The sequence below is a fragment of the Streptomyces mesophilus genome (genome assembly GCF_011044995.1).
Classification (GTDB): domain Bacteria; phylum Actinomycetota; class Actinomycetes; order Streptomycetales; family Streptomycetaceae; genus Streptomyces; species Streptomyces mesophilus.
In genome coordinates, this window is sequence record NZ_JAAKZW010000205.1 from 1 (window position 1) to 15091 (window position 15091).

17 protein-coding genes are annotated in these 15091 nt (G+C 71.5%); 7 read left to right on the forward strand and 10 right to left on the reverse strand.

The genetic code is table 11. The annotated features are described in order from the left end of the window. Window positions 1-540: 540 nt before the first annotated feature. From G6045_RS32120 to G6045_RS32130, 3 genes are all read right to left on the reverse strand, one after another. Window positions 541-1617 carry an RNA polymerase sigma factor SigF gene (locus G6045_RS32120; protein ID WP_165335697.1) on the reverse strand — a complete coding sequence of 359 codons (1077 nt, stop codon included), beginning with the start codon at window positions 1615-1617 and terminating at the stop codon, window positions 541-543. Continuing rightward, window positions 1614-2027, reverse strand: a complete 414-nt coding sequence (locus G6045_RS32125; protein ID WP_165335698.1) for an ATP-binding protein — start codon at window positions 2025-2027, stop codon at window positions 1614-1616. The genes G6045_RS32120 and G6045_RS32125 overlap by 4 nt, the downstream gene beginning before the upstream one ends. Window positions 2028-2379: 352 nt before the next feature. Beyond that, on the reverse strand, window positions 2380-2640 hold the full coding sequence (locus tag G6045_RS32130; RefSeq protein WP_165335699.1) for a UBP-type zinc finger domain-containing protein: 261 nt from the start codon (window positions 2638-2640) through the stop codon (window positions 2380-2382). Between the two features lie 64 nt (window positions 2641-2704). Between G6045_RS32130 and G6045_RS32135 the strand changes: the two genes are divergently transcribed. Next, on the forward strand, window positions 2705-4297 hold the full coding sequence (locus G6045_RS32135; protein WP_165335700.1) for a Na+/H+ antiporter: 1593 nt from the start codon (window positions 2705-2707) through the stop codon (window positions 4295-4297). A 25-nt stretch (window positions 4298-4322) separates the two neighbouring features. On the opposite strand, the gene G6045_RS32140 is transcribed toward G6045_RS32135, so the two are convergent. The 4 genes from G6045_RS32140 to G6045_RS32155 all read right to left on the reverse strand — a co-directional run bounded on the left by G6045_RS32140 (window position 4323) and on the right by G6045_RS32155 (window position 6749). Beyond that, complete coding sequence (locus G6045_RS32140; RefSeq protein ID WP_165335701.1) at window positions 4323-5246, reverse strand: 1-aminocyclopropane-1-carboxylate deaminase/D-cysteine desulfhydrase; 924 nt, start codon at window positions 5244-5246, stop codon at window positions 4323-4325. Between the two features lie 187 nt (window positions 5247-5433). Next, window positions 5434-6024, reverse strand: coding sequence for an N-acetylmuramoyl-L-alanine amidase (locus tag G6045_RS32145; protein WP_206344461.1), 591 nt, complete (start codon window positions 6022-6024; stop codon window positions 5434-5436). Window positions 6025-6215: 191 nt separating this feature from the next. Next, window positions 6216-6449, reverse strand: a complete 234-nt coding sequence (locus tag G6045_RS32150; RefSeq protein WP_165335702.1) for a hypothetical protein — start codon at window positions 6447-6449, stop codon at window positions 6216-6218. A 72-nt stretch (window positions 6450-6521) separates the two neighbouring features. Beyond that, window positions 6522-6749 carry a hypothetical protein gene (locus G6045_RS32155; protein WP_165335703.1) on the reverse strand — a complete coding sequence of 76 codons (228 nt, stop codon included), beginning with the start codon at window positions 6747-6749 and terminating at the stop codon, window positions 6522-6524. 97 nt (window positions 6750-6846) lie between these two features. Between G6045_RS32155 and G6045_RS32160 the strand changes: the two genes are divergently transcribed. The 3 genes from G6045_RS32160 to G6045_RS32170 all read left to right on the forward strand — a co-directional run bounded on the left by G6045_RS32160 (window position 6847) and on the right by G6045_RS32170 (window position 8918). Then, window positions 6847-7107 carry a hypothetical protein gene (locus G6045_RS32160; RefSeq protein ID WP_206344462.1) on the forward strand — a complete coding sequence of 87 codons (261 nt, stop codon included), beginning with the start codon at window positions 6847-6849 and terminating at the stop codon, window positions 7105-7107. 112 nt (window positions 7108-7219) lie between these two features. Beyond that, on the forward strand, window positions 7220-7636 hold the full coding sequence (locus tag G6045_RS32165; RefSeq protein WP_165335704.1) for a YciI family protein: 417 nt from the start codon (window positions 7220-7222) through the stop codon (window positions 7634-7636). A gap of 49 nt (window positions 7637-7685) precedes the next feature. After that, a complete protein-coding gene (locus tag G6045_RS32170) occupies window positions 7686-8918 on the forward strand; it encodes an RNA polymerase sigma factor (RefSeq protein ID WP_165335705.1) in 1233 nt (410 codons plus the stop codon). 9 nt (window positions 8919-8927) lie between these two features. Here the strand turns inward: G6045_RS32170 and G6045_RS32175 are convergent, their stop codons facing one another. Further along, the gene (locus G6045_RS32175; protein WP_235968448.1) at window positions 8928-9572 is read right to left on the reverse strand and encodes a hypothetical protein; all 645 of its coding nucleotides are present in this window, start codon (window positions 9570-9572) and stop codon (window positions 8928-8930) included. A gap of 232 nt (window positions 9573-9804) precedes the next feature. Here G6045_RS32175 and G6045_RS32180 point away from each other — a divergent pair, with 232 nt between their 5' ends. Further along, window positions 9805-10956, forward strand: coding sequence for a serine hydrolase domain-containing protein (locus tag G6045_RS32180; RefSeq protein ID WP_165335706.1), 1152 nt, complete (start codon window positions 9805-9807; stop codon window positions 10954-10956). Between the two features lie 93 nt (window positions 10957-11049). On the opposite strand, the gene G6045_RS32185 is transcribed toward G6045_RS32180, so the two are convergent. Then, window positions 11050-11670, reverse strand: a complete 621-nt coding sequence (locus G6045_RS32185; RefSeq protein ID WP_165335707.1) for a TetR/AcrR family transcriptional regulator — start codon at window positions 11668-11670, stop codon at window positions 11050-11052. A gap of 124 nt (window positions 11671-11794) precedes the next feature. On the opposite strand from G6045_RS32185, the gene G6045_RS32190 reads away from it, so the two are divergent. Both G6045_RS32190 and G6045_RS32195 read left to right on the forward strand, forming a co-directional pair. Beyond that, entirely contained in the window at window positions 11795-13294 is a 1500-nt protein-coding gene (locus tag G6045_RS32190; RefSeq protein WP_165335708.1) for an APC family permease, read from the forward strand. A gap of 7 nt (window positions 13295-13301) precedes the next feature. After that, entirely contained in the window at window positions 13302-14180 is an 879-nt protein-coding gene (locus tag G6045_RS32195) for a carbon-nitrogen hydrolase family protein (protein ID WP_165335709.1), read from the forward strand. A 40-nt stretch (window positions 14181-14220) separates the two neighbouring features. Here the strand turns inward: G6045_RS32195 and G6045_RS32200 are convergent, their stop codons facing one another. Continuing rightward, window positions 14221-15063 (reverse strand): ATP-grasp domain-containing protein, encoded by an 843-nt coding sequence (locus G6045_RS32200; protein ID WP_165335710.1) that lies wholly within the window; start codon window positions 15061-15063, stop codon window positions 14221-14223. Window positions 15064-15091: the final 28 nt, after the last annotated feature.

Genomic DNA, 15091 nt, shown 5'->3' on the forward strand with positions numbered 1-15091 from the left:
GCCTGTGGGCATTGGGGGACCGTTTGTGCTGCGGGGTGTCCGGTTTGGGTGGGTTGGGGGTGGACGATAGGTCCCTTTGTCGGGAGAGGTCAAAGCCCAAGACCAAAGACCAAAGCCAAAGATCAAAGACGTATGCAGAGTGGCTGGGGTGCGTGGGTGGTTGCGCGGACCTCGTGCGGCGGCTCGGTCGGCTGCTTCGCCGTCGGGCTTCCGTTCGCCAATTGCGGTCAGAGAGGGGTTACGGGGCTCCGCTCTCTCAGACTGCGGGACCAGCTGCTGTGTCCCTGCGGGCTCCCGGTCGAGGTGCTCGGGCCCTTCGGGCGCCCGCCCAAGCGCTCCGTACCGCCACGCTTCCGGCCAAGGTGCTCAGGCCCTCCGGACGCCCGCCCAGACGCTCCGTACCGCCACGCTTCCGGCCAAGGTGCTCAGGCCCTCCGGACGCCCGGACCGGGTGGTCCCGCCCGCACGCCACGCTTCCGGCCCGGGCGGGTGCCCCGCACCAAGCCTCAGGGCCCCTGGAGCGGCGGGGCCCCGTGCCCCCTACTCCTCCACCAGCAAGCGTTCCCGCAGCTGGGCCAGTGTGCGGGCCAGGAGGCGGGAGACGTGCATTTGGGAGATGCCGACCTCCTGGGCGATCTGGGACTGGGTCATGTTGCCGAAGAAGCGGAGGAGGAGGATGCGCTTCTCCCGCGGGGGGAGGTCCTCCAGGAGGGGCTTCAGGGATTCGCGGTACTCGACGCCCTCGAGCGCCTCGTCCTCCGCGCCCAGGGTGTCCGCGACCGCGGGGGACTCGTCGTCCGTGTCGGGGACGTCCAGGGAGAGGGTGGAGTACGCGTTCGCCGACTCCAGGCCCTCCAGGACCTCTTCCTCGGAGATGCCGAGCCGCTCGGCCAGTTCGTGGACCGTGGGGGAGCGCCCGTGCTGCTGGGACAGCTCCGCCGTCGCGGTCGTCAGGGCGAGGCGCAGCTCCTGCAGGCGGCGCGGCACGCGGACCGCCCAGCCCTTGTCGCGGAAGTGGCGCTTGATCTCGCCGACCACGGTCGGTGTCGCATACGTCGAGAACTCGACGCCGCGTTCGGGGTCGAAGCGGTCGACCGACTTGATCAGGCCGATCGTCGCGACCTGGGTGAGGTCGTCGAGCGGCTCGCCGCGGTTGCGGAAGCGCCGCGCCAGGTGCTCGACCAGCGGGAGGTGCTGACGGACGAGGCGGTTGCGCAGCTCCGCGTACTCCGGGCTGTCCGCGGGAAGTTTGCGCAGTTCGACGAAGAGCGCCTTCGCGCCGCTGCGGTCCTGCGGATCGTGCTGATGCCCAGTCATGTGTCCCGCCCTCCCCCGGCTGCCGCCGGGAGGTGTCCCCGGCCCGCGCCCGGCCTGGCCGAAGAGCGCGCCGCGCTCGCCCCTGTCGCTCCGTGCCACCTGCTGCTCCGCGTTCGGAGCGTCCTCCGTGTCCGGATGCGGCCGGGCCTGCTGTTCGGGAATTCCCGGGAGCTCGTCGGCGTCCTGGATCCCCGCAGGACCGGGCCTGCCGCCGGTGGCCGCGCCGGATTCGCTGCCATCGGATGGCAGACCCCATGCGCCACGCTCATCGCCTCGCACCGGCCCGTCCCCGTCCCTCACGCCGGCCCGGGTCCCGCGCCGCGCTGTTTGTGCAGGCTGATGGAGACGTTCTTGTCGTCGTCCACCGTGGATTCGACCTTGCCCGCGAGCGCGGAGAGCACCGTCCAGGCGAAGGTGTCCCTCGCGGGGGCCCGTCCGTCCGTGGTGGGGGCCGAGACCGTGACCTCGAGGGAGTCGTCGACCAGACGGAAGACGCAGCTGAGGACCGAACCGGGCACGGCCTGCTGGAGCAGGATCGCGCAGGCTTCGTCGACCGCGATCCGCAAGTCCTCGATCTCGTCGAGGGTGAAGTCCAATCGGGCCGCGAGTCCTGCTGTGGCGGTGCGCAGCACGGACAGGTAGGCACCGGCAGCCGGAAGCCGGACTTCGACGAAGTCCTGGGCCGCGGGCTCGCCTGCGATCTGGGACACCCTCACCTCCAAGGTGGTCGAACATGTCGGGCCGAGGGTGCAGGCGCCTTCGGTCTTCCTCGGCGGCCTGCGCCTTCGGGCTCTCGGCCCGCCGACGGGCGGCGGGCCATACGCAGCGTCGCACGGGTAACGCGCCGCAAGGTCCAGCGGTGACGCTATCGCGCTCCGAGGCTCCCTGTCCCGGGGGCCCTTACGCTTGGGGGCCCGTTGGTGTCACTCATAGTAAGCCTATGCGTACGGACAGTGGCTAGGGGTCTGCGGGCCCAATTGCCAACAGAGTGCGCCGGGTTGACGTACCCACGCGTCGCGCGGTCGAACCCCTGCGGCCGCGCCCCGCGTACGCCTGCGGGCGTCACACGATCGCACCGTCCGCGAAGCACCAGCGCCAGCTCTCGCCGGGCTCGAAGGTGCGCATCACCGCGTGTCCGGTGTCCTTGAAGTGCTGGGTGCCGTGCTGGAACGGTGACGAGTCGCAGCAGCCCACATGCCCGCAGGTCAGACAGAGCCGCAGCTGCACCGGGTGGCTGCCGGCGGCCTCGCATTCGAGGCAGGTCTCGCTCAGCGCCGGCGGCTCCGGGTGGGGCAGCAGCTCAACGTGCGTGCACTCGTTCATGATTGCAGCTTACGACGCAGGTCAGGGCTACGGCTCACGATCATGGACGGGCGCGGGGATCATCATGGATGTCTTGCCACTGCTGATGCTGGTCGCGGGCAGCGCGGCGATCGCCGGCGTCGCGCGCCGCACTCCGGTGCCCGCGCCCCTGCTCCTGGTCGCGGTCGGCCTCGTCGTGTCGTATCTGCCGGGCGTGCCCGCGTACGAACTGGATCCGCACATCGTCCTGCCGCTGCTTCTGCCGCCGCTCCTGTACACCGCCGGGGTGGAGAGCTCGTATCTCGACCTGCGGGCCAACTGGCGTCCCGTGGTGCTGCTTTCCGTGGGGTACGTGCTGTTCGCGACCCTCGTCGTCGGCTACGCGATCTATCTGATCGTGCCGGACCTGCCGCTCACCGCCGCGCTCGTGCTCGGTGCGGTGATCGCGCCGCCGGACGCGGTGGCGGCGACCGCGATCGCGCGGCGGGTGGGGCTGCCCTCGCGGATCACCACGATCCTGCAGGGCGAGTCCCTGGTGAACGACGCCACCGCGATCACCGCGTACAAGGTGGCGCTCGCCGCGGCGGTCGGCGAAGGGGCCAGCTGGGCGGGCGGTATCGGGGAGTTCGCGCTCGCGGCGCTCGGCGGTGTGGGGGTCGGCCTGATCCTGATGGTGCCGCTGCACTGGCTGCGCAAGTGCCTCAGCGAGGCGCTGCTGCAGAACACCCTCTCCCTGCTGATCCCCTTCGTGGCCTACGCGGCGGCCGAGGAGGTGCACGCGTCCGGAGTGCTCGCCGTGGTCGTCGTGGCGCTCTATCTCGGGCATCGCTCGTGGCAGGTCGACTTCGCGACCAGGCTCCAGGAGGCGGCCGTCTGGAAGATGGTCGCGTTCATCCTCGAGTCCGCCGTCTTCGCACTGATCGGGCTGCAACTGCCGGTGGTCCTGAAGGAATTGGGGGAGTACGAGGGGCTGACCGCCGCCTGGTACGCGGTGGCTCTGTTCGTGATCGTGGTCGTCGCCCGGTTCGTCTGGGTGTACCCGGCGACGTACATCCCGCGGTGGCTGTCCACCCGGATCCGCGAGCGGGAGCCGGACCCCGGATGGACCGGGCCGCTGATCGTGGGCTGGGCCGGGATGCGCGGGGTGGTGTCGCTCGCCATCGCGTTCTCGATTCCGCATGTCCTGGACGACGGCTCGCCCTTCCCCGCGCGCAATCTCGTGCTCTTCCTGACCTTTACGACGGTGATCGGCACCCTGGTCGTGCAGGGGCTCAGCCTGCCCGGTCTGATCAAGGTCCTGAAGGTGCCGGGGCGCGACGCCCGGGCCGAGACGCTGGCGGAGGCGCAGGCCCAGAGCGAGGCCTCACGGGCCGCGCAGGAACGGCTCGACACCCTCCTCGCCGACGAGCGCAACGCCCTGCCGGACGCGCTGGCCGACCGGCTGCGGGCCGTTCTGGAGCGGCGGCGCAACGCGGTGTGGGAGCGCCTGGGCACGGTCAACGCCGTGACCGGGGAGAGCGCCGACGACACGTACCGGCGGCTCGCGGGCGAGATGATCGAGGCCGAGCGTGAGGTCTTCGTGCGGCTGCGGGACCAGCGGCGGATCGACGACGAGATGCTGCGGACGCTGCTGCGCAGGCTGGATCTGGAGGAGGCGGCGGCCTACCGCGAGGAGTAGCCGACGGCGCCCGGGAGCCCGCGGCCTACCGCGAGGAGCGGTCGACGGCCTCCGGGCCGGGGCGGCCGGTGATCACCGCGGCGAGGCGGGTGCCGGGCGGGAAGGCGCCCTCCTCCGTGAGGGTGGTGAGCCCGAGGAGCAGTTTGGCGACATAGAGACGTTCCAGGGGCAGTGCGTGGCGCTGCTCGAAGTCGTCGGCGAACGCGTCGAGTGCCGGTGTCGTACGGGCGTAGCCGCCGGCGTGGAAGCGGTCGTCGAGGCGCCAGTTGGCGGTCGGGGCGCCGAAGGTCTCCGTCTGCAGACGGCGTATCTCCGCCGTGAGGAACCCGCCCTTGAGGACGGGAATGCCGACGGCCTCCTGGCCGGGGGCGAGTCCGGCGGCGAGTCCGGCGAGGGTGCCGCCCGTGCCGCAGGCGATCGCCACGACGCCGGCCTCGTCGCGCAGCTCGTGTCCGAGATCCGTACAGCCTTGTACGGCGAGGGAGTTGGAGCCGCCCTCGGGGATGACGTAGCTGTCCTGCGCCCGGGCCTCGGCCAGGATGCGGGCGACGGTACCCGGATGGTGTTTCTGCCGGTACGTCGATCTGTCGATGAACACCAGACGCATACCGTCGGCCGCGCACTGCGCCAGGGACGGGTTGAGCGGACGGCCCGCGAGCTCGTCGCCCCGTACGACACCGACGGTGGGGAAACCGAGGAGGCGGCCCGCGGCGGCGACGGCGCGCAAGTGGTTGGAGTAGGCGCCGCCGAAGGTGAGCAGCGGGCGTCCGCGGGCGGCGCGGAGGTTGAGCGCGAGCTTGCGCCACTTGTTGCCGGGCAGTGCCTCGTGGATGAGGTCGTCGCGCTTGAGCAGCAGGGTGACGCCACGGCGTGTGAAGCGCTCGTCGGCCAGCGGTTGCAGCGGGGAGGGGAGCCGGGGCTGCAGGGCGGCGAGGTCGGTGGCGGTCACGTGTTCATTGTCAGGTGTGCGGGAGGGGTCGGCTCGGGGGCCTGGGTCCGGGCCTGGACCCGGGAGGCCGGTCGGCCCCCGACGTGTGGACTCGGACGTCGGGGGCCGACCGCCGGGAGCGACGAATAGGAGGTCCCGGAAACCCCGGGATACCTCACACACAAGACGTCGCCCCTGGTCGCAGAGGCTATTTCAGCCGTTCAGCGATACGGGCGCGCATCGCACGCATCGTGAAGCCGCGCGGGTCGACCTTGCCCGGCTGCCATTCGAGATGGCCGATCACCGAGCGGGCCGTCCAGCCGTGGTGGCGGCAGATCGCCGCCGCGGCCCGCTCGATCGCCTCCAACTGGGCGGCGGGCCAGGGGTCTTCGCCGTTGCCGAGATTCTCGCACTCGAAACCGTAGAAGTGGCGGTTTCCGTCCGTGTTCGCCTCATTGTCCGGCGGCAGTCCCTTCTCGGCGATGACGGCGCGCAGGACGTCGTCGTCACCGAGGCCCGCGTGGTTGGCGCGGCCGTGGCCCACCAGGTGGACCTTGCCGTCCTTGGTGATCACGCCGTGGCACAGCGGGCCGGGCAGCGAGGCGTATCCGTCGCGGCAGATGCGGACGGTGCGCTCGCTGCCCTTGGTGACGGTGTGATGGATCATCACTCCGTGCACCGGGCCCCAGGGGCCCTTGTGATTGCGGTTGTGGTGACGCCAGTCACCGACCTCGACGACGGTGAGTCCTTCGTCCCGCAGGGCGTCCAGCAGTCTGCTCGCGGACATGGGTGGGGCCATGCCGCCTCCGTTTCGTATGGCTTGCATACGGCGAAAGCGCCCGGTTGCGCGCCGCCTCGTAGCGCACGCTTGTACCGGAACTCCCTTGCGAAGGCGACTTGTTCGAGACCCGAGCGAGCCGAATCGGTCACTATGCGGGCGTGGTGGGCCGTCGGTGTGCGGGCACGTCGGGCCGTCGGTGTGCGCGGGGGTCAGCTGCGCAGGAACGCGTCACCGTTCGCCGCGACGTGCGCCTCGACCGCCTGCAGCGCCTGCTGCGTGGCCTGGGGGCTGCCGGTGCCCTGCCGCTCCGCGTAGTAAGCGGCGCCGAGCTTCTTCAGGAGGTCCGCGCCCGCGCGCTGGCCCTGCACCTCGTCGATCTTCTGCTTGCCCTGAGTGAGACCACGCTGCGCCTGCTCTTTGGCTCGGTCCAGGAACCCTGCCATGGTGTTTCTCCTGTCTCGTGGTGCGGTTTCCGTTCCGTCAACGTCCGGGCGGATCTTGGGGTTCCCCGGCCCTTACGTCGCCGTGTCCCACGCGGCCTGCTTCAGCGCCATACGGGCGGCCGGCGAGGCGCCCCTGGGCGTGGCCCAGTACGGGTGGGCGGCGATCTGCCGGGACAGTGTGATCAGACGGCGGCGCAGCACCGTGTAGTCCTTGCCGGACGCGGTCGCCAGGCGTCGGCACGCCGCGTACCAGTCGATCTGGGCCTGCAGAAGGTCATCGGGGAAGAGGTGTCCTGTCACGGTTCCGATTCCACCACGTGTTCGAATATTTGTGCGAGTCGACGCGCGCGGACCGCGGCCTCTGGCCGTACCCCTGGCCCAGGAATACCTTGGAACCATGGCCAGACGAGATGAGCGCACGGCCGCAGCTCGCGCTCTCGGCGATACGGGCCGCATCGGCGCGCATCGCGACGGCGACGAGTGTCCGGTCTGCAAGCAGCCGGTGGATACGGTCGTCAAGCCCCGCAAGGTGCTCGGCGCCTATGTGCCCAGTTACTCGGCCGGTCCCTGTCACAACCCTCGCTGCTCGGCCGGTGTCGACACGGCCGAAGCGGAGGTCGAGGCCGGGCCCGCCGCCGAGCCCGAGAACCACACGTAGAAGAAGAATCTTGAAAAAGATGCGGGCGGGCTGTCGAGAGGCACCCGCCCGCTCCGACGTCTCCTGTGCAAGCCGCCCGGGACAGGGTGGCCGGGAACTAGGAGTGACTCTCATGAAGTACCTCGTGATGGTGCAGGGCTCGAAGGCCGACTACGACGCCATGAGCGGGCAGGCGAACGAGCACAGTCCGGCCTGGAGCGAGAAGGATCTGCAGGCCATGTACGCGTTCATGACCGATCTCAACAACGACCTCGCGGAGTCGGGGGAGATGGTCGACGGGCAGGGTCTGACCTCGCCCGCGCAGGAGCGTTCCGTCTTCCGCGGCGCCGACGGCAAGGTGGTCGTCACCGACGGGCCGTACAGCGAGACGAAGGAGCTGCTCGCGGGCTTCTGGATCCTCGACTGCGAGTCGGTCGAGCGGGTCACCGCGATCGCCGAGCGGATCACCGAATGTCCGCAGCCTGAGGGTGCGCCCTTCTATCCGGTGATCATTCGGCCGATCGACTCGGGTGCCGGGGGCGACGTATAGGAGTCCCCGGAAACCCCGGGATACTCGAACCCCAAGCCCAAGGTGATGCGTGAGTCGGGAGTACGGAGTCGAGGACCTGCTGCGCACCAACGCGCCGCAGGTCCTCGGCGCGCTCGTGCGGCGGTACGGGCACTTCGACCTCGCCGAGGACGCCGTACAGGAGGCGCTGCTCGCGGCGGCCGGGCAGTGGCCCGACGAGGGCACGCCCAACAATCCGCGCGGCTGGCTGATCCGGGTCGCCTCGCGCCGGCTCACCGACCGGCTGCGCAGCGAGCAGGCGCGGGCCCGGCGCGAGGAGGAGGCCGCGCGGCTCGCGCCGGCCGACTCCTGGACCGCGCCGCCGCCCGGTGAGTCGCGGGCGCCGTCCGAGGACGACACGCTCACCCTGCTCTTCCTGTGCTGCCACCCGGAGTTGACGCCCGCCGCGCAGATCGCGCTCACCCTGCGCGCGGTCGGCGGTCTGACCACCGCCGAGATCGCGCGGGCGCATCTGCTGCCCGAGGCGACGATGGCGCAGCGGATCAGCCGGGCGAAGAAGACGATACGAGGAGTGCCGTTCCGCCAGCCCGGTCCGCAGGACCGTGACCAGCGTCTTGCCGCCGTCCTGAAGATCCTCTATCTCATCTTCAACGAGGGCTATACGGCGACCTCCGGCACCGCGCTGCACCGCGCCGACCTGGCCCGCGAGGCCATCCGTCTCACGCGTGCCGTCCGCAAACTGCTGCCCGTCGAGGGGGCCGTCACCGGTCTGCTCGCGCTGATGCTGCTCACCGACGCCCGCGCCCCGGCGCGCAGCGGACCGCACGGCGAACTGATCCCGCTGGACGAGCAGGACCGTGAGCTGTGGGATCGCGCGGCCGTCGACGAGGGGCTGAAGCTGGTCGAGGAGGCGCTCGCGCAGGGCCCCGCGGGGCCGTACCAACTCCAGGCCGCCATCGCCGCGTTGCACGACGAGGCGGAGCGGGCCGAGGACACGGACTGGCCGCAGATCCTCGCCCTGTACGACCTGCTCGTCCGCCAGGCGCCCGAGCCGATGGCCCAGCTGGGGCGGGTGGTCGCGGTGGCGATGGTGCGCGGGCCCGAGGCCGGGCTCGGTGAACTCGAAGCCCTGGAAGAGGTGTTGGGGTCGCATTACCGCTTCTTTGCGGTACGGGGGCACCTGCTGGAGAAGTCCGGTGACCCGGACGGCGCGCGGGCCGCCTACGGAGCTGCCGCCGAAGGAACGCTGAGTCGGCCCGAGAGGCGCTATCTGCGGGCCAGGGCCGCCCGTCTGCTGCCCTGACGGTGGCCCTCAGCCGGCTGACCGGTTCCGCGTCCTGTGCCCCCGCCGGTCAGGGCGCCCGATGTGCCCCGCGGGCCGGCGGAGCTCACCGAGCCACAGCGCGGGCGCATGCCGGCGGAGCCCCGCCATCACCGCATCGCGCGCCCCCGCCCGGAACGGCAACTGGTAGTGCACCCGCGGCAGATCGGGCCCGGGCGGATCCGTATCGCGTACGAGCGGCCATAGGACCGGATCGTCCCGGTCGACCGGGCCCTGCGGGTACAGCTCCAGGGAGTACAGCTTGGTGCCGCGGCCGAGGCGGCTCCAGTGCACGGCCACACCGGTCAGGCCGTCCCACGGGATCAACGCGCGCGCCGTGCCGTTGTCCCACCAGAAGCCGTTCCCGTCGAAGAGTGCACGGGCGTTGCGCCCCTTGTACGTGGCGATCAGCGCGAGCACGCCGAGCGCGACGAAGCCGAGCATCAGGACCACGCCCACATAGCCCGCGGCGGGCGGCGGCCTGCGCTGCTCGCCCACGATCACGCTCACCGCACCCGTCACGCCGAGCAGCCCCACGGCGATCACCACCAGCGCGATCGGCACGGCGAGGCCCGCGCTGTTGGTGGTCCGCACCATGAGGGCGTCCGGGGACGGCTGGGGTATCGGTGTCGGCATGGTGCAGGAGTGTAGGGACGGGGCGTGAGGCGTGCGGGGGTTCCCCGGGGTTACAGGGAGTCCTGGCACTCGCGTACGAGAGGACTCCCGCGTACGAGAGGACTCTCGCCTGCGAGAGGACGGGTGCCGCGCGCAAGTTGCCGGCGCCTGGTGAGTGAGGGGAAGGGGAATGTCCAGGCCATCCGCCCAGTTGACTCCGTACGAATCGAAGCGGACGAAGCGAGGGGGAGACATGGCGGACACGGCTCGGGCCCATGTGGCGGGCGAGGTCGCGGCGGGATTCGAGGGCGTACGGGAGGAGTTCGCCGCCGTCGTGGCACGTGAGCCCGCCGACACCGGCGCCCAGCTCGTCGTCCACCACGGCGGCCGGCGCGTGGTCGACCTGTGGGCCGCGACGGACGCGGGGGAGACCGGGGACGAGCTCGCGCCGCTGTACTCGGTGACCAAGGGCGCGGCCTATCTGGTCACCGCGCTGCTCGTCCAGGACGGTGTGCTCGACCTGGACCGCGAAGTGGCCCACTACTGGCCGGAGTTCGCCGCCGAGGGCAAGGGTGCGCTCACCCTGCGCGGACTGCTCCAGCACCGCTCCGGAGTGATCGGCGTCCCGGGCGGCGCGAGCGTCGAGGAGCTCGCCGACGAGCAGGCGCTCGCCGCCCGTCTCGCCGGGCAGCGTCCGCTGTGGCGGCCCGGCACGGCGTACGGCTATCACGCGCTGGTGATCGGTGCGCTGGTCGGCGAAGTGGTGCGCCGCGCCACCGGGCGCACGGTGCAGGAGATCTACGAGGAGCGGCTGCGGGCTCCGTACGGTCTGGACTTCTACCTGGGTTTGCCCGAGAAGGACGCGGCCCGTACGCGTGATGTGCTGCCGATGCGTCCGACCCCGGAACAGGCCGCCGAGCTGCGCGAGTCGGTGCCGCCGCAGGCGCTGCGGACCGCGTTCAACATCGACGGCACGCCCGACATCACGGTCTACGGCAACTCGCCCCTGGTGCGTGCCAAGGGCCCCACGTCGGCCGGCGGCATCGGCAACGCGCGGGGCGTGGCCGGCATGTACGCGGCCGCGCTGACCGGGCTCGACGGCGGGCCCGCGCTCCTCAAGCCGGAGACGCTCGCGCAGTTCACCGGGACCGGGACGGCCGGCGCCGATGTCGTCACGGGCGAGGACCGGCACTTCCTCGTCGGCTTCGAGGCGCAGCAGGTCCGCTACCCGTACCTGGGCGCAGATGCCTTCGGCCACTGCGGCGCCGCGGGCGCGGAGGCCTGGGCGGACCCGTCGACCGGGCTCACCTATGCGTATGCGCGGCGGCTGTGGGCGTTCCCGGGCGGTGCCGCGCCGGAGAACCTGCGCCTGGGCGAGGCGGTGTTCCGGGCGGCTACGGCCTGACGGCTGCTCTGTTCAAGCGGCGGTCTGACGGCCGCCGCGTACAACTCGCCAGCCTCCGGACAGACTTGAGAGGCAGAGCACCCGGGCCCGAGGTCACCCGACCCCGGGCCCGTTCGCGTCCAGATCGCAGCCGGTGACCGCGTGCACATAGGCGCGCAGGGCCGAGATGACCTCCGCGTGGGTACGGCGCCCGGCGAGGATCTCCATCTGGAAGCCGTCCTCCATCGCGACCAGGCAGGCCGCGACGACCCTCGGCGGTGTGACGGGCTTGAAATGCCCCTGCTCCCGGCCGAGGACCAGAATGCTGTGGTATACGGCGATCTGACGTTCTGTCAGCGTGCTGTCGAGGGCCGCGGCGCGCGGGTCGCGCAGGCTGCGCGGCCAGTACTCGAAGAGCAGCCGGGGCAGCCGGTCGTCGGAGCCGATGGCCACCCCCGAGGTGATGCAGGAGCGCATCCGGTCGCGCGCGTCCTCGAACTCCTCGGCCGTGCGCTCGCGTTCACTGCAGAACCGCTCGATGGCCTGCTGGAACGTCTCGTGCATCAGCTGGTCGAGGCCGCCGTCGTAGTAGTAGAGCACCGCGGCCGGTGTCATCCCCGCCTCGTCCGCGACATCGCGCAGCCGCAGCCCCTCGAGCCCCCGGCTCAGCAGGGCCCGCTCGGCCGCTGCGGCCAGCTCCGTGCGCCGGGCCTGCTGATCCTTGCGCCGTCCCACCTGTGCACCCTCCGCCTCGATGGATCACTGAACGCCGCGTAAAAGATACCGCTCAATCCCTTGACTAGGCACCGGCGCTGTTCGTTAAATCGCCGTTTAAATAACCGGTGACCGGGAGGCCTTCATGAGCACTGCCCCGCAGACAGACGCCGAGCACGGTCCGCCGGCCGTGACGGGCAAGGGGCTGCGCCGCGGCTCCGTGGGCCTCGCGGCCTCCATGGCGCTCGGGCTGTCCTCGGTGGCGCCGGCCTACAGCATCGCCGTCACGCTCGGCTTTGTGACGCTCGTCGTCGGCGACCTGGCACCGGCCGCGCTGCTGCTCGGCTTCGTGCCGATCCTCCTGACGGCGTTCGCGTTCCGTGAGCTCAACCGCGACATGCCGGACTGCGGCACCACCTTCGTCTGGACCACCCGCGCCTTCGGCCCCTGGACGGGCTGGATCGCGGGCGGGTGGGTGCCGCAGACCGCCACCCTGATCGCCATGGCGGCGCTCTCCCAGGTCGGCGCCACCTATCTGCTCGCCTTCCTCGGCCTGGACGACCTGGCCGCCCGGCCCGCGGCCGTCACGCTCACCGCGGTGCTGCTCATCGCGCTGGCCGCGGCGCTCGCGTACCGGGGCATCCGCCTCGCGGCCGGCGCCCAATACGTCATGCTCGGGCTGCAACTGGCCGCGCTGCTCTGCTTCGGAGCCGTGGCCCTGGCCGAGGACGGTGCCGCGAGCGCCTCGCTGTCCTGGCTCAACCCCTTCGCCTTCGACGACTTGGGGTCGATGGCCGAGGCGGTGGTGCTCTGCCTCTTCATCTACTGGGGCTGGGACGCCCTGATCACCACGAACGAGGAGTCCACCGAGAGCACCCGCACCCCCGGCCGTGCCGCGGTGCTCTCCACGTTCGTCCTGCTCGGCACCTACCTGTTCACCGCGTACGCGGCGCTCTCCTTCGCCGGTACCGGCGACCAGGGGCTCGGCCTCGGCAACGCGGACAACGCCGCCGACATCCTGTCCACCCTCGGCCCGCCGGTCCTCGGCTCCGCGGCCGCCAAGGGCCTCGAACTCGCCGTCTGCCTCTCCGCGTCGGCCGCGCTGCTCACCTGCCTGGTCGCCAGCCCCCGCAGTTCGCTGTCGATGGCCGCGCACGGCGCGCTGCCGCCGGCCCTGGCCCGGCTGCACCCCCGCTTCCGCACTCCCGGTGTCGGCACGCTGTGCTGGGCGGCCGGCGCCGCCCTGGTCCTCGCCGCCCTCACCGCGCTCTCGGCCGACTTCCTGGGCGACGCGGTCCTGTCCCTCGGCCTGCTGATCGCCGTCTACTACGCGGTCACGGGCCTCGCGTGCGCCTGGCATTTCCGCCGTCAGCTGCGCGACTCGCCCAGGGACCTGCTGCTCAAGGGCGTGCTGCCGGTCACCGGCGCGCTGCTCATGCTCGCCGCGTTCGGCCGCGCCGCGTACGACATGTACGACCCGGCCTACGGCCACACCTCCGTCGGCGGCGTAGGCGGTGTCTTCCTGCTCGGCGTGGGGTCGATCGCCGTCGGGGCGCTCGTCGCCGCCGCCGTCCGCCCGCGCTTCGGCCGCTTCTTCCGCGACGGGCGCACCACCGTCACCCAGCTCACCGTCACCGAGGACTGATCACTGCATGTCCGCTCGCACCCTCACCGTCGCCGCACTGCAGACCGCACCGGTCGCCCACGACACCGAAGCCACCTGGGCCCGCTACGCGGAGCGTGTCCGCGCCGTACGGGACCTCTTCCCGCACGTCCAACTCGTGGTCGTCCCCGAGCTGATGCTCGCCGCGGAGGCCCCGCTCCTTCAGTCCGCCGACGGCTGGGCCGACCGGGCGGCCGTCACGGTGCCCGGGCCGCTGACCGACCGCATCTGCGCGCTGGCCGCCGAGACCGGTCTGTGGCTGGTGCCCGGCAGCCTCTACGAGCGCCGCGACGACGGCACCCTCGCCAACACCGCCCTCGCGGTCTCACCCGCCGGCGAGATCGCCGCCACGTACCGCAAGGTCTTCCCCTGGCAGCCGTACGAGAGCACCGCACCCGGCGACCACTTCGTGGTCTTCGACATCCCCGGCGTCACCCGGGTCGGTCTCGCCATCTGCTACGACGGCTCCTTCCCCGAGACCGCCCGGCAACTGGCCTGGCTGGGTGCGGAAGTCATCGTCCAGCCGACGCTGACCACCACCCGGGACCGGGAGATGGAGCTCGTCATGGCCCGGGCCAACGCCTGGACCAACCAGGTCTTCGTCGTCAACGTGAACGCCGCCGACCCCGCGGGTGTCGGCGCCGGCGTCCTCGTCGACCCCGACGGCACGGTCCGGCAGCAGGCCGGGGGCGGGGAGGAACTCCTCGTCGACACCCTCGACCTCGCCATGGTCGACCGCGCACGCGCCTTCGGCAGCAACGGCCTCAACCGCCCCTGGGCCCAGCTCGCCCGCTACGGCAGCACCATCAAGCTCCCCGCGTACGAAGGCGGCACCTTCAAGACGCCGCCCTGGGCGGCGGGGAGCTGAGCGCGCGGAGGCGGCGGACCGGGGGGCCGGACGGTCGGGTTCAGTGCGCGCCGTACTCCCGGAGCAGCCCCCGGACCGACTCGGCCATCGTCGTCGCGAACCGTTCCCGTGCGGCCTCGTCGACCCGGTCGAGCGAGAGGTACGGATTGAGGTCCTCCAGCTCCACGAGGAGCAGCGCACCGTCGGGCGCGCGGCAGGCGTCGACGCGCTGGATGCCGGAGGTCAGGGTGTTCCACGCGATGAAGCTCCGGGCGAACACCAGGTCGGCGGCGGTGGGTTCGTACGGCACGAGTTCCCAGCGCCGCTCCGGGTCGGGGGCGTACAGGGCGTACTGGAAGAGGTCGTCGATGAAGTAGAAGGACACCTCGTAGCGGAACGGGATCTTCGGCTGGACCAGGATCCCCTCCTCGTACGGGAGCGTCGCGAGCTCGTCGGGGGCGACCGTGCGCAGCCCCAGCGAGTCGGCGCCCAGCCTCGGCTTGACGATGTAGGCCTCCGCGGCCGGGAGCAGACGGACGTCCTCGGCCCGGTCGACGGTGAAGATCACCGGCATGCCCTCACCGGTGAGGTCGACGAGGTAGTCCTTGCCGGCCATGTCGCCCCGGCCGTCAGGGGTGTTGTAGACGTGGACGCCGTTCATGAGGGTGGCGTGCACGAACGCCTCGCGCTCGGCGAGGTGGTTGAGCACCGGTCCGCTGTTGCGGACGACGACCGCGTCGAAGCCTTCCACCAGGGCGGTGGCGTCCAGCGGATGGCACAGCGCGAGGTCGAAGTCCTCGCGCAGCCGCGCCGTCAGCGCGATGTCCTCGTCGCAGTAGCGCCGCCCGCGGGCCGGGTAGGCGAGGTCGGTGACATAGAGGATGCGGGGCTTGGCGGGCGGCATGAGGGTCCTTCGAGTGGCGGGGGAGGGG